General features: G+C 72.3%; 10 protein-coding genes. 4 read left to right on the top strand and 6 right to left on the bottom strand.

The features are described from left to right. Nucleotides 1-233 precede the first annotated feature (233 nt). Nucleotides 234-2999, bottom strand: a complete 2766-nt coding sequence (locus ACWDN5_RS42965; RefSeq protein WP_449680313.1) for a BTAD domain-containing putative transcriptional regulator — start codon at nt 2997-2999, stop codon at nt 234-236. Between the two features lie 173 nt (nt 3000-3172). On the opposite strand from ACWDN5_RS42965, the gene ACWDN5_RS42970 reads away from it, so the two are divergent. After that, complete coding sequence (locus ACWDN5_RS42970) at nt 3173-3730, top strand: TetR/AcrR family transcriptional regulator (protein ID WP_449680314.1); 558 nt, start codon at nt 3173-3175, stop codon at nt 3728-3730. 79 nt (nt 3731-3809) lie between these two features. Continuing rightward, nucleotides 3810-4817: a medium chain dehydrogenase/reductase family protein gene (locus ACWDN5_RS42975; protein ID WP_449680315.1), complete on the top strand. Its 1008-nt coding sequence runs from the start codon at nt 3810-3812 to the stop codon at nt 4815-4817. Nucleotides 4818-4868: 51 nt separating this feature from the next. Here the strand turns inward: ACWDN5_RS42975 and argG are convergent, their stop codons facing one another. Further along, nucleotides 4869-6314: an argininosuccinate synthase gene (argG, locus tag ACWDN5_RS42980; RefSeq protein WP_449680316.1), complete on the bottom strand. Its 1446-nt coding sequence runs from the start codon at nt 6312-6314 to the stop codon at nt 4869-4871. Nucleotides 6315-6411: 97 nt separating this feature from the next. Here argG and ACWDN5_RS42985 point away from each other — a divergent pair, with 97 nt between their 5' ends. Then, nucleotides 6412-7275, top strand: a complete 864-nt coding sequence (locus ACWDN5_RS42985; protein ID WP_449680317.1) for an aminoglycoside phosphotransferase family protein — start codon at nt 6412-6414, stop codon at nt 7273-7275. On the opposite strand, the gene ACWDN5_RS42990 is transcribed toward ACWDN5_RS42985, so the two are convergent. The 4 genes from ACWDN5_RS42990 to ACWDN5_RS43005 are packed head-to-tail and all read right to left on the bottom strand — an operon-like array spanning nt 7262 to nt 12469. Next, nucleotides 7262-8353, bottom strand: a complete 1092-nt coding sequence (locus ACWDN5_RS42990) for a hypothetical protein (RefSeq protein ID WP_449680318.1) — start codon at nt 8351-8353, stop codon at nt 7262-7264. The two genes, ACWDN5_RS42985 and ACWDN5_RS42990, sit on opposite strands and share 14 nt — an antisense overlap. A 59-nt stretch (nt 8354-8412) precedes the next feature. Then, nucleotides 8413-10116: a glycerol-3-phosphate dehydrogenase gene (gene glpD / locus ACWDN5_RS42995; protein WP_449680319.1), complete on the bottom strand. Its 1704-nt coding sequence runs from the start codon at nt 10114-10116 to the stop codon at nt 8413-8415. 2 nt (nt 10117-10118) lie between these two features. Further along, nucleotides 10119-11633 carry a glycerol kinase GlpK gene (gene glpK / locus ACWDN5_RS43000; protein ID WP_449680320.1) on the bottom strand — a complete coding sequence of 505 codons (1515 nt, stop codon included), beginning with the start codon at nt 11631-11633 and terminating at the stop codon, nt 10119-10121. 14 nt (nt 11634-11647) lie between these two features. Beyond that, a complete protein-coding gene (locus ACWDN5_RS43005) occupies nt 11648-12469 on the bottom strand; it encodes an MIP/aquaporin family protein (RefSeq protein WP_310976230.1) in 822 nt (273 codons plus the stop codon). 154 nt (nt 12470-12623) lie between these two features. Here ACWDN5_RS43005 and ACWDN5_RS43010 point away from each other — a divergent pair, with 154 nt between their 5' ends. Beyond that, a complete protein-coding gene (locus tag ACWDN5_RS43010; protein ID WP_310976231.1) occupies nt 12624-13376 on the top strand; it encodes an IclR family transcriptional regulator in 753 nt (250 codons plus the stop codon). The last annotated feature ends 155 nt before the right edge of the window (nt 13377-13531 follow it).

Raw genomic sequence — 13531 nt, forward strand, 5'->3', positions numbered from 1 at the left:
ACTACCTCGGCTGGAAGCCCGGCAACAGCAACTGAGGTCCGGGGTCGGCGGCGGCGCTGCGCGCCGCCGCCTCACCGTGTCGACCCTCCAATCACGAGTGATGCCCCTTCAATCACGCGAGATGCCTCCCGAATCACGCGAGACGCGCGCCGGATCACGCGGGTTCGGGTGCCGGTCACGTGAGTTCTGGGCTCGATCACGCGAGTTCGAGCCGGATCACGAGCGGAGCGGGCTCAGGTGCGGGCCGCCGCCGAGGGGGCTCTCCGGCGCTGGACCTGCTCCAGCAACGCCAGGCCCGTTGTCTCGCCCTGGTGGTTGCCCGTCTCGCGGAACACCCGCAACGCCCGGTCGCACACCCCGCGGGCCTGGATCGGCTCGCCCGCCTCCAGCAACGTCTGGCCGATCCCCAGCAACGCGTACGCGCTGCACCTCTCGTCGTCCAGCTCCTCCAGGATGCTCAACGCCAACCTCAAGCACGTCAACGACTCCGGGAGCCGGCCCGTGTCGCGGTGCAGCGTGCCCAGCTCCGTCAGGACCTTCGCCTCGCGGTGGGCGTCCTCGATCTCGCGCGCCAGTTCACGCGCTCGGTGCAGCCACGTCTCCGCCTCCTCGAACGCCCCCAGCAACGCATACGTCGACCCGATCGAATTGCGCATCTGGGCGACGCCGCTGCGATCGTCCGCCCGCTCCAAACCGGACAGCGCGCGCCGGTAGAAGTCGAGTGCCTCACGCGGGCGGTCGCGGACCCGGGCCACCGTGCCGAGGCCCGCCACCGCCAACGCCTCGCCCCGGACGTCGCCCAGTTCGGCGAACAGCTCCGCCGAACGCCGCATGTCCTTCGCCGCCGCCTCGTATTCGTCGTGGTACAGGCGGACCTGGCCGAGGCCTCGGCGGAGTACCGCCGCTCCCCTGCGGTCGTCCGCCGCCTCCACGGCCGCCAAGGCCGTCGCGTGACTGCGTCGCCAGTCGTCATACGCGCCGCGGAGGTCGTAGAACGGGACCGCCGCCGCCGTCAGCTGCCAGGACAGTTCGGCCAACCCCGCGTCCGCCGCGAGCTGGACCGCCGCCGCGAGCAGTTTGCGCTCCGCCGTGAACCACGCCAGCGGGTCGCTCACCAAGCGAGCCGGGACAGCGCCGGCAGCGACAGCGGGGCCGGTCATCGCGCCGAACGCCGGTGGCAGGGCCGCCGACGCCGTTTTCGCCAGCGCCAAAAGCACCGACAGGACACGGGTGAGCGTCTCGCGGCGGGCCGGAAGGGGTTCCTCCGCCAGCAGTTCGCTCGCGTAGCAGCGCAGCAGGTCGTGCAGGCGGTACCGCGGGTGCCCGCTCGCATCCTGCCCGGTCAGCGACACCAGGTTCGCGTCGACGAGCACGTCGAGGACGTCGTGCGTGCCCGCGCGGTCCAGCAGCGCGTCGACCACCCAGCTCGGGAAGTCCTGCGCGCCCAGCACCGCCGACCGGCCGAACGCCGTCCGCGCGGCCGGCGGCAGCTGACGCAGGCTCAGCTCGAAACTCGGCCGGACACCGAGGTCGCCGACGCGCAGCTCGCTCAGCCGGCTCGACTCGTCGGCCAGGCGGTCGTGCAGTGTGCGCAGGCTCCACGCCTGACGCCCGGCCAGCCGCGCGCCCGCGATGCGGATCGCCAGCGGCAGGTACCCGCAGCACCGCACGATCGCCGCCGCTTCGGCCGGCTCGCCGACCACCCGGTCGGGCCCGGCCAGCTCGGCCAGCAGCTGCGCGGCCTCCCGCTCGCCGAACACGGGCAGCTCGACGTGCTTCGCGCCCGCCAGCTCGGGCAGCCGGCCGCGGGTCGTCACCAAGACCGCACACCCGTGGTCGGCGGGCAGCAGCGGACGGACCTGCCCGGCGGTCGCCGCGTCGTCGAGCACCAGCAGCATTCGACGCCCGGCCAGGCGTGAACGGAACAGCGCCGCCCGCTGACCGAGTCCGGCCGGCACGGTGTTCCCGGTGACGCCCAGGGCGTGCAGGAAGTCGGCGAGCACCTCGGCCGGGTCGCGCGGCGCACCCGTGCCCGCCAGGTCGACGTAGAGCTGGCCGTCCGGGAAGCGGCCCGCGAGGCCGTGGGCGACGTGCATCGCCAGCGCCGTCTTGCCGGTGCCGGGCGCGCCGGTCAGCACGACCGGCGCCGGTCCGAGCGCGGCGGACAGTTCGCGGACGTACTCCTCGCGGCCGGTGAAGTCCGCCAGGTCGGCGGGCAGCTGCCGCACCGGCGCCACCGGCGCGGGGCCGGGCAGCGGCTCGCCGGTGAGGATCGCCGCCTGCAGGGCCCGCAGTTCCGGCCCCGGTTCGACGCCGAGTTCGGTGACGAGCCGTTCGCGCGCCGTCGCGTACGCCTGCAGCGCCTCGGCCCGGCGGCCCGCGCCGGTGAGTGCCAGCAGGTACTGCTGCCAGAGCCGTTCGCGGTACGGGTGCTCGGCCAGCAGCACGGTGAGCTCGGCGATCGCCGGGTCGTGCCGGCCCAGCCGGACCTGCAGCGCCAGCCGCTCCTCGACCGCGGCCAGCCGGTTCTCGACGAGCCGGCCGAGCTCGGCGTCCCAGGCGGGCGCGGTCGGCAGGTCTTCCAAGGGGTCGCCGCGCCACAGCGCTTCGGCGTCGGCCAGCAGCGTCAGCGCCGTTTCGGGCGAGCCGTCCTTGGCCGCGCGGGCGGCGTCGGCGACGAGCCGGGCGAACCGGTGGGCGTCGACGTCGGCGGGGTCGACCTCCAGGGAGTAGCCCGGGTCGTGGGTGCGCACGACGATGCCGTCGGGCAGCAGCCGGCGCAGCCGCCACACGTAGGTCTGCAGGTTGGCGGTGGCCGACGTCGGCGGATCGTGCGGCCACAGGGTGTCGACCAGCTGCCCGGGCGAGACCGTCCGGTTCGCGTTGAGCACCAGGTGCGCGAGCAGCACCCGCTGCTTCGCCCCGCCGAGCGACAGCGGCTGCCCGCCGACCGTCACGGTCAGTGGTCCGAGCAGGTGAAACCGCACTTCAGGCCCCATCGCGCGCTCCCGTTCCCGCGGCCGCCCCCAGGCGGAACCTCGAAGCCGGACTGTAACCGGACGGCGGCGCTGCCCGTGGGGAATTCGCGAACATCCGAGACGCCGAGACGGTGAACGTCACTCGATTGCCGGAGATTTGCGCGCCGAGCGAGAGTGAGTGTACAGTCACTCACATGACGAAACGCGGTGCCACCCTCTCCACCTCCGACGCCCGGCGGGACGCCGTCGTCGACGCGGCCATCGCCGAGTTCGCCCGCGGCGGCTACCACAGCACGCCGATCAGCGCGGTGGCCGCCCGCGCCGACATCTCGCCCGCGTACGTCTTCAAGTTGTTCCCCGGCAAGGTTTCCCTGTTCGTCGCCGCGCTGGACCGGTGTTACGAACTCGTCGTGCACGCGCTCTCCAACGGCGCCGCCCGCGTCGAGGACGCCGACCCGGGGAAGATCCTCCACGAGATGGGCGGCGCGTACGCCGAACTGATCGCCGACCGGAACCTGCTGATGCTGCAGGTGCACGCCCAGTCGGCCGCCGACACCCCCGAGATCGCCGACGCCGTCCGCCGCGGGCTGGCCAAGGTGACCGAGTTCGCCCGCTCGCGCTCCGGCGCGGCCGACGACGAGGTGCAGCGGTTCATCGCCTACGGCCAGCTCTGCCACCTGGTCGCCACCCTCGACCTGGACGAGCGCGCCGGCGCGTGGGCCGCAGTGCTGTCCGCCGGCATCCGCCACTGAAAACCCGGCCCTGACCAGGGCCCTTTTTCTCGCACGTCGAGTGATTGATCAGTCACTCACAACCTGGAAGGAAGTCCCCATGACCGTCACCGAAATCGTCCTCCCCGGCATCGTCGAGCCGGACGGCCTGCGCGTCGAACACCGTGCGCTCGCCCGGCCCGGCGCCGGCGAAGCCCTCGTCCGCGTCGAAGCGACCGGCGTCTCCTTCGCCGAGCAGCAAATGCGCCGGGGCAAGTACTTCGACCAGCCGCCGTTCCCGTTCGTGCCCGGCTACGACGTGGTCGGCACCGTGCTCGAAGCCGCCGACCCGGCCCTGGCCGGCAGGCGCGTCGCCGCGCTGACCAAGATCGGCGGCTGGCGCACCCACCTCGTCCTGCCCGCCGCCGACCTGGTCCCCGTGCCGGACGGGCTCGACGCGGCCGAGGCGGAGACGTTCGTCGTCAACGGCATCACCGCGTGGCAGATGCTGCACCGGATCGCGAAGGTCCCGGCCGGGTCGACGATCCTCGTGCACGGCGCGAGCGGCGGCGTCGGCACGACGCTGGTCCAGCTGGCCCGCGCGGCCGGGATCGAGGTGATCGGCACCGCCTCGGCCCGCAACGCCGGCGTGGTGACCGCGCTCGGCGCGACGGCCGTCGACTACCGCGGCGACGTGCCCGCCGAGGTGCGCAAGCTGGCCCCGGCGGGCGTCGACGCGGTGTTCGACCACGTCGGCGGGCCCGGCATCGCCGACTCGTTCCGGCTGCTCGCCCCGGGCGGGACGCTGGTCGCCTACGGCAGCGCGGCCACCAAGGACCAGCCGGGCAACTCACGGCTGCCGGTGCTGAAGCTGTTGGCCCGCCTGCTGTGGTGGACCGCGCTGCCGAACCGCCGCCGCGCGCACTTCTACAACGTCTGGGGCGGCAAGCGGAACCTCGCGCGGTTCCGCGCCCGCCTGGCCGAAGACCTGACCGCCGTCTTCGAATTGGCCGTCCGGGGGAAGCTCGAGGCCCAGGTGGCCGCGCGGATTCCCCTGACCGAAGCCGCGAAAGCGCTGGCGCTGGCCGAATCCGGCACGGTGACCGGCAAGGTCGTGCTCGTCCCCTGAACGCACCGAAGGCCACCACGGCGAGCGTGGTGGCCTTCGGGTCGTGGGCGATCAGTCCGTGCCGAACTCCATCGCGGCGCTGTCGAGCAGCTCGTCGTCGTCGGTCTTGCCGCGCGAGGCGATCACCTCGGCGCCGCCCTCGGGCATCGCGCCGATCAGGCCGGTCGACGCGGCCTGGGCGGCGCCGATCAGCTTCGGGTTCGAGCCGCCGACCATGCCGAGGCTCGCGTACTGCTCCAGCTTGGCCCGCGAGTCGGCGATGTCGAGGTTGCGCATGGTCAGCTGGCCGATCCGGTCGACCGGGCCGAACGCCGAGTCCTCGGTCCGCTCCATCGACAGCTTGTCCGGGTGGTAGCTGAACGCCGGGCCGGTCGTGTCGAGGATCGAGTAGTCCTCGCCGCGCCGCAGCCGCAGCGTCACCTCGCCGGTGATCGCGGTGCCGACCCAGCGCTGCAGCGACTCGCGGAGCATCATCGCCTGCGGGTCCAGCCAGCGGCCTTCGTACATCAGGCGGCCGAGGCGGCGGCCCTCGTTGTGGTAGCTGGCGAGGGTGTCCTCGTTGTGGATGGCGTTGACGAGCCGCTCGTAGGCGGCGTGCAGCAGCGCCATGCCGGGGGCCTCGTAGATGCCGCGGCTCTTGGCCTCGATGATCCGGTTCTCGATCTGGTCGGACATCCCCAGGCCGTGCCGGCCGCCGATGGCGTTGGCCTCCAGGACCAGGTCGACGGCGGAAGCGAACTCCTTGCCGTTGATCGTCATCGGGCGGCCCTGCTCGAAGCCGATGGTGACGTCCTCGGCGGGGATCTCGACCTCGGGGTCCCAGAACGCGACGCCCATGATCGGCTTGACGATCTCGATGCCGGTGTCCAGGTGCTCGAGGGACTTGGCCTCGTGCGTGGCGCCCCAGATGTTCGCGTCGGTCGAATACGCCTTCTCGGTGCTGTCGCGGTAGGGCAGGTCGTGCGCGAGCAGCCACTCGGACATCTCCTTGCGGCCGCCGAGCTCGGTGACGAAGTCCGCGTCGAGCCACGGCTTGTAGACGCGCAGGGAGGGGTTGGCCAGCAGGCCGTAGCGGTAGAACCGCTCGATGTCGTTGCCCTTGTAGGTGGAGCCGTCGCCCCAGATCTGGACGTCGTCCTCGAGCATCGCGCGCACCAGCAGCGTGCCGGTGACGGCGCGGCCGAGCGGCGTGGTGTTGAAGTAGCTGCGGCCACCGGTGCGGATGTGGAACGCACCGCAGGTCAGGGCCGCGAGCCCCTCTTCGACCAGTGCTTCCTTGCAGTCGACCAGCCGGGCGATCTCGGCGCCGTACTGGCCGGCCCGGCCGGGCACCGACTCGATGTCGGGCTCGTCGTACTGGCCGATGTCGGCGGTGTAGGTGCAGGGGACCGCGCCTTTGTCGCGCATCCACGCGACCGCTACGGAAGTGTCGAGGCCACCGGAGAAGGCGATACCGACACGCTCGCCGACGGGCAGGGAAGTGAGCACCTTGGACATGCGAATGATTATGCACACCTATGCATCGTCGTGCAATCCGGGGTGCTCGTGGTCACGAAAACCCCGTTGACCAGGGTGGTTCGGTGGGAGCATGCCGATGCACGCCGATCAGCACACCATCGACACCGGCCTGGTCCGGCGGCTCGTCGCCGGGCAGTTCCCCCGGTGGGCCGGGCTGCCCCTCACTCCCCTGGCCTCCGGCGGCACGGTCAACGCCGTGTACCGCCTCGGGGCCGAGCTGACCGTCCGGCTCCCCCTCACCGCCGGCGGCGCCGGCGACATCGCGAAGGAACGCGAGGCCCTCGGCGCACTGGGCGAGCTGCCGGTGGCGGTCCCGGCCGTCGTCGCGGTCGGTGAGCCCGCCGAGGGGTACCCGTGGCCGTGGGCGGTGCACAGCTGGCTCGACGGCTCCCCGGCGCTCGAAGGCCGCACGGCCCACGGCCTGGCGGAGTTCGTTCTCGCCCTGCGGGCGAACACCGCGGACGGTCCCCCGGCCCACCGCGGGAGGCCGCTGTCCGAAGTGGACACGGCCACCCGCCGGGCGATCGACGAGCTGAGCCGGACCGACGAGCCGTTCGATCCGGAGACCGCGCTCGCGGTGTGGGCCGAGGCGCTCGGCGCTCCACAGTGGACCGGTCCGCCGCGCTGGGTGCACGGCGACCTGATGCCGAGCAACCTCCTGCTGCGCGACGGCCGCCTGACCGGCGTCCTCGACTGGGCCACCGCGGGCCTCGGCGACCCGGCGATCGATCTGATCCCGGCGTGGGGCCTGCTGACGGCGTCCGGGCGCGAGAGCTTCCGCGACGCCGTGGCCCCCGACGACGCGACCTGGGCCCGCGGCCGGGGCCGGGCGTTGTCGATGGCCGTGATCCAGCTGCCGTACTACCGGCACACCAACCCGGTCATCTCGGCCAACGCCCGGTACGTGCTCGCCGAGCTGGGCGTGCTCACCAGTTCCTGATGACCGGCAGGTCCCACCGCACGGCGTGCGAGTTCTGCTCCGGAACCGAGCATTCGCCCGTGACCGCGCCCCGGTCGTTGAGGTCCGTGGCACGGCAATGAGCGCCCTCGGCGGGCAACGGCAGCGGAGTGACCCGGCCACCGGGACCCCAGACGACGAACCCGCCCGGGCTGGTTTCCACGAGCGCGCTGCCGCTGTCGTTGGCGGTGGTGAACCAGGTCCGGGCGTCACCGGCGGCCGGGAACACGGTGAGCCGCCCGGCCGGGTCCCAGCGGGCGGGTCGGCTCTTGCCGTCCTCTCCCACCACTTCGCCGTAGATCGTTCCGTCCGCGCCGATTTCGGCCGCCGAACTGAACTTCCAGGTGGTGTCGAGCACCGTGAGGTGTCCCGCCGCATCCCACTTCGCGGCGTGGAAGCCGCTCGAACCGACGGCCGTGCCCGCGTCGTCGAGGTCGGTGGCGGTGCCGCCACCTTCCAGCGGGACGACGTTCCCCGCCGGGTCCCAGTACTTCGCCCCGCCGATCACCGCGCCCGCGCCGTTGATCGCGGAGGGACGGCCGAAGCCGAGGGCCGTGACCGTGCCCCGGGTCGTGTCCCACTTGACGGCCGTGTCCGGCCCCGGAGCACCGTAGGAATACCCGACGGCGATGCCGTGGACGTTGATCGCGGCCACGCTGGAGTTCGCGTAGCCCGGAAAGCCGGGCACCGGCGGCAGGTCCACCGGTGCGCCGGACCCGCCCCAGAGCGTGGCCCGCCCCAGCCACCCGTTGGCCGCCATCGAGTTCCCGACCGCCACCCCGTCCTCGCTGAGCGCGACGGGGTCGACCGCCGCGTAGCCCGGCAGCGGCGGCAGCTCGGTGATCCGGCCGGCCGCGTCCCACCGGGCCCCGCGCTGGTTGAACGTCTTGTCGTACGCCGTCCCGAACACCGTTCCGGCGTTCGACACGAAGCGCCCGTCGCTGGTCAGGCCGCCGGGCAGCGTGCCCAGGTCGATTGGGCCGCCTGGCTGGTCCGCGCTCGCCGGAACGGCGGTGAGCACCAGCGCCACCGCCGCCGTCGCGAGAACACCTCTGAACATCCCCTGCTCCTCCCCGTCAGGTGGTTCCGGGGTGTCCACGCGCGGCGGCGGTGACCGGTTTAGCTCGGCAGCAGCGCCGGAGCCGCGAGGCGGGTGGCGTTCGCCGCCGCGTCGTCCGGGGCTTCCTGGGCCGAGCGCTCCGCCTCGACGCGCGCGAGGTAGTTCGCCACCTCACGTTCGCGCTTCGGGGCGTCCCAGCCGAGCAGCGGGGCGATCAGCTCCGCGACGACGGGCGCCGCCGCGATACCCCGGTCGCGCTCCTCGATCGAGATGCGCGTCCGCCGCGTCAGGACGTCCTCCAGGTGCAGCGCCCCCTCGTGGGAGACCGCGTACACCGCCTCCACGCGGAGGTACTCCGAGCCCTCCGTGATCGGCTCCGCGAGCGCAGGGTCTTCCTCGATGAGCGAAAGGAGGTTCCAGATCCGCGTGCCGTACCGCTGCAGCAGGTGCTCGACGCGGGTCAGCGGCAGGCCCGACTTCGCGGCGACGCCGGACCGGTCCTCCCACAGCTCGTGGTAGCCCTCGGCGCCGGCGATCGGGAGCCGGTCGGTCCAGGACGGCGGGGCCGGGCGGCCGAGCTCCTCGACCGCGACGTCGACCGCGTCCGCGGCCATCACCCGGTACGTCGTGTACTTGCCGCCGGCCACGATGACCAGGCCCGGCACCGGGTGCGCCACCGCGTGCTCGCGCGACAGCTTCGTCGTCGCGGCCGCCTTCGCCGCCAGCAGCGGGCGAAGTCCGGCGTAGACGCCCTCGATGTCGTCGTGCGTCACGGGGGTGCGCAGGACGGCGTTGAGATGTTCGAGCACGTAGTCGACGTCCGCGCGGCTCGCCGCCGGGTGCTCGCGGTCGAGGTCCCACTCGGTGTCGGTGGTGCCGACGATCCAGTGGCGGCCCCACGGGATGACGAACAGCACGCTCTTCTCGGTGCGCAGGATCAGCCCGGTGTCGAGGTCGATCTTCTCCCGCGGCACCACGAGGTGGATGCCCTTCGACGCCCGCACGGTGAACGGCGCCGGGATCCCGGCCGCCTCCGCCATGTCGTCGCTCCAGACGCCGGTGGCCGCCACGACGGTGCGAGCGCGGATCTCGAACTCGACGCCGCTCTCGCGGTCGACCACCTTCGCGCCGACGACCCGCTCGCCGTCGCGGAGCAGCGAAGTGACGCGAGTCCGCGTGAGCACCGAAGCGCCCTGCTCGGCCGCGGTCCGCGCGATCGTCATCGTGTGGCGGGCGTCGTCGACCTGGGCGTCGTAGTACTGGATCGCCCCGATCAGCGCGTCGTCCGCGAGCGCCGGGGCCACCTTGAAGGCGCCCCGCTTGGACAGGTGCCGGTGCCTCGGCAGCGCGCGGGCGCCGCCGAGGGTGTCGTACAGCGTGACGCCGGCGCCGATGTAGCCGCGCTCCCACACCCGGTGCTGCAGCGGGACCAGGAACTTCACCGGCCGCACCAGGTGCGGGGCCAGCTTCTGCAGCAGCAGGCCGCGTTCCTTGAGCGCCTCGCGCACCAGCTTGAAGTCCAGCTGCTCGAGGTAGCGCAGGCCGCCGTGGATCAGCTTGGACGACCGGCTGGACGTGCCGGCGGCGAAGTCGCGGGCCTCGACCAGCGCGGTCGACAGCCCCCGGGACGCGGCGTCGAGCGCGACGCCGGCCCCGGTGACTCCCCCGCCGACGACCAGCACGTCGACCTCTTCGTTGACCAGCTTCCGCAGGGTTTCCGCCCGGTACTGCGGCGATAGCGGGGTCACGGTGTTCCTCCTCATCGTCACTGCACGTCGACCCAGTCGAGCGTGCGGCCGACGGCCTTCTGCCAGCCCGCGTAGCCCTCGGCGCGCTGCTCGTCGCTCCACGACGGCGTCCAGCGCTTGTCCTCGTTCCAGTTCTGCTCGAGCTCGTCGGTCGACTTCCAGAAGCCGACCGCCAGCCCGGCCGCGTACGCCGCACCCAGCGCGGTGGTCTCGGCGACGACCGGCTTCGACACCGGCACGCCGAGGATGTCCGCCTGCAGCTGCATGCACAGCTCGTTGGCGGTGACGCCACCGTCCACCCGCAGCACGTCGAGGGTGACGCCGGAGTCGTTCTGCATGGCCTCGACGACGTCGCGGGTCTGGTAGCAGATCGCTTCCAGGGTGGCCCGCGCGATGTGGGCGTTGGTCGTGGCGCGGGTGAGGCCGACGATCGCGCCGCGCGCGTCGGAGCGCCAGTAGGGGGCGAACAGGCCGGAGAACGCCGGGACGAAGTAGACGCCGCCGTTGTCCTCGACCTGGCGGGCCAGGCTCTCGCTCTGGGCCGCGCCGCTGATGATGCCCAGCTGGTCGCGCAGCCATTGCACGGCCGACCCGGTGACGGCGATCGAGCCTTCGAGGGCGTAGACCGGCTTGTCGTCGCCGAACTGGTAGCACAGCGTCGTCAGCAGGCCGTGCTGGGACCGCACCAGCTCCTGGCCGGTGTTGAGCAGCAGGAAGTTGCCGGTGCCGTAGGTGTTCTTGGCCTCGCCGGGCCGGAAGCAGACCTGGCCGACGGTGGCGGCCTGCTGGTCGCCGAGGACGCCGGTGATGGCGACCTCGCCGCCGAGCGGGCCGTCCGCGCGGGTGGTGCCGAAGCCCGGGTTCGACGACGGCCGGATCGCCGGGAGCATCTGCCGCGGGACGTCGAAGAACGACAGGAGCTCGTCGTCCCAGTCGAGGGTCTCCAGGTCCATCAGCATGGTGCGGGAGGCGTTGGTCGGGTCGGTGACGTGCACGCCGCCGTCCGGGCCGCCGGTGAGGTTCCAGATCAGCCACGAGTCGGTGGTGCCGAACAGGGCGTCACCCTTCTCGGCGTCCTCGCGCACGCCCGGGATGTTCTCGAGGATCCACTGCAGCTTGCCGCCGGAGAAGTAGGTGGCGGGCGGCAGGCCGGCCTTGCGGCGGATGATGTCACCCTTGCCCTCGCGCTCGAGCGCGGAGGCGATCCGGTCGGTGCGGGTGTCCTGCCAGACGATGGCGTTGCCGTACGGGCGGCCGGTGCGGCGGTTCCAGACGACGGTGGTCTCGCGCTGGTTGGTGATGCCGAGCGCGGCCAGGTCGGTGACGCTCAGGTCGGCCTTGTTGAGCGCGGTGGCGATGACCGAGCGGGTGCGTTCCCAGATCTCGGTGGCGTCGTGCTCGACCCAGCCCGGCTTGGGCAGGATCTGCTCGTGTTCGAGCTGGTGGCGGGCGATCTCGTTGCCGCCGTGGTCGAAGATCATGAAGCGGGTGCTGGTCGTGCCCTGGTCCACGGCACCGACGAAGTCCGGCATGGTCGTGCTCCTACTCAGTTGGCGGGCTCGAGGTCCTTGGCGGGCATGGCGTCCAGCGGGTCGCCGGCCGGGAGGTGGCGCTCGATCAGGTACTTGTAGATCGCGCCGCCGATGATCGCGCCGAGCACCGGCGCCACGATCGGGATCCACCAGTAGGGGAAGCCGTATTGGTCCGTGAACGCCGTGTCGTAGCCGGTCAACCAGGAGGCCAGGCGCGGGCCGAAGTCGCGGGCGGGGTTGATCGCGTAGCCGGCGTTGGTGCCCCAGGCCATGCCGATGGCGACGACGAGGAAGCCGACCACGACCGGGGCGAGGTTCGCGCCGGGCGAGGTGTTGCGCAGGTCGGTGATCGCGAAGATCACCAGGACGAGGATCGCGGTGCCGATGATCTGGTCGCGGAAGGCGGCCCAGTCACCGACGGGCAGCGTGCCGTTGCCGGGCAGGGTGGAGAACACGCCCTGGGTCTTGATGGTCAGGCCGGGGTCCTTCGCGTTGAGGACCTCGGTGTAGTTCCAGCGCACCAGCATCGCGGCCAGGAACGCGCCGGCGGTCTGGGCCAGGGCGTAGGGGGCGACCTTGCGCCACTCGAAGCCCTTGAACACCGCGAGGGCGACGGTCACGGCCGGGTTCAGGTGGGCGCCGCTGATCCGCGAAGCGACGTAGACACCCAGGGTGACGCCGAGGCCCCAGGCCCAGGCGATGCTGTCGTGGTCCCCGATGCCCGCGGCGACGACCTGCGCCACCACGCCACACCCGAACAGGATGAGGATCATCGTCCCCACGAACTCGGCGGCCATCTCGCCGGCGAGCCCGCGGGCCTTGAGGCTTCGCACCATTGCTTTCCTCCACAAAGGACCTTGTCCCCCTATTGGTGGATGAAAGTTAAGTTCGCGTGTCAGGCCGGTCAACGGACGCCGGTCGGCATTGTCGAACGGCCGAAGTGGATGTTCGACATTGTCGAATCGGGGCCGGTCGGGTTAGGGTCGCGCCGTGCCCGGTCCGATCCAGTCCATCGAGCGCGCCGCCGCGATCCTGCGGTTGCTGGCGCGCGGCTCGGGCCGTCTGGGCGTCGGCGAGATCGCCGAGTCCCTCGAACTGGCGAAGGGCACCGCGCACGGCATCCTGCGCACGCTGCAGGGCGTCGGCTTCGTCGAGCAGGACCGCGACACGGGCAAGTACCAGCTCGGCGCGGCCCTGCTCCACCTGGGTACGAGCTACCTGGACGTCAACGAGCTGCGGTCCCGGGCGATCAACTGGGCCGACGCACTGGCCGCCCGCAGCGGCGAGGCCGTCCGGATCGGGGCACCGCTGGAGGGCCGGGTGCTGGTCGTGCACCACGTGTTCCGCCCGGACGACAGCCTGCAGACCCTCGACGTCGGCACCTTGCTGCCGCTGCACGCGACCGCGCTGGGCAAGGTGCTGCTGGCCTACGACACGACGCTGAAGGCGGTCCCGGAGCCGTACACGCGCCGCACGCTGGTCACCCAGACGGCGATCAAGCGGGCGTGTGCGAAGGTACGGGAGGCGGGCTGGGCGGCGGAGAACGGCGAGATGATCTCGGGTGAGGCCGGGATCGCGGCCCCGATCCGCGGCCACGGCGGCATCGTGGTCGGCGCGATCGGGGTGTCGGGTGCGGTGGAGCGGATCTGCGAGCCCGACGGCGCCCCGAGCCCGAGGCTGCTGACGCAGGTCCGCGACGCGGCCCGGGCGGTCTCGCGGGACCTGGGCGCGTCCCGGTGGTGAAGGAGGTGCTCGTGCCCCCGTCTCGCCGCTCCACGGCCAACCGGCCGGGCGCCGCACCGGTGTCGCGAATGACTCGAGGCGGCTTCGTGGTCGAGAACGGGCGAATCCGGTTTGTACATCCCTTGTATCCGGTTGCGTGATTCTCCTCCCCACAA

The sequence above is a fragment of the Amycolatopsis sp. NPDC003731 genome (genome assembly GCF_053586895.1).

Excerpts from the sequence above, each read along its gene's own strand:
- ACWDN5_RS42965 (WP_449680313.1), bottom strand. The coding sequence starts at position 2,999 with ATGGGGCCTGAAGTGCGGTTTCACCTGCTCGGACCACTGACCGTGACG.
- ACWDN5_RS42970 (WP_449680314.1), top strand. The coding sequence starts at position 3,173 with ATGACGAAACGCGGTGCCACCCTCTCCACCTCCGACGCCCGGCGGGAC.
- ACWDN5_RS42975 (WP_449680315.1), top strand. The coding sequence starts at position 3,810 with ATGACCGTCACCGAAATCGTCCTCCCCGGCATCGTCGAGCCGGACGGC.
- argG (WP_449680316.1), bottom strand. The coding sequence starts at position 6,314 with ATGTCCAAGGTGCTCACTTCCCTGCCCGTCGGCGAGCGTGTCGGTATC.
- ACWDN5_RS42985 (WP_449680317.1), top strand. The coding sequence starts at position 6,412 with ATGCACGCCGATCAGCACACCATCGACACCGGCCTGGTCCGGCGGCTC.
- ACWDN5_RS42990 (WP_449680318.1), bottom strand. The coding sequence starts at position 8,353 with ATGTTCAGAGGTGTTCTCGCGACGGCGGCGGTGGCGCTGGTGCTCACC.
- glpD (WP_449680319.1), bottom strand. The coding sequence starts at position 10,116 with ATGAGGAGGAACACCGTGACCCCGCTATCGCCGCAGTACCGGGCGGAA.
- glpK (WP_449680320.1), bottom strand. The coding sequence starts at position 11,633 with ATGCCGGACTTCGTCGGTGCCGTGGACCAGGGCACGACCAGCACCCGC.
- ACWDN5_RS43005 (WP_310976230.1), bottom strand. The coding sequence starts at position 12,469 with ATGGTGCGAAGCCTCAAGGCCCGCGGGCTCGCCGGCGAGATGGCCGCC.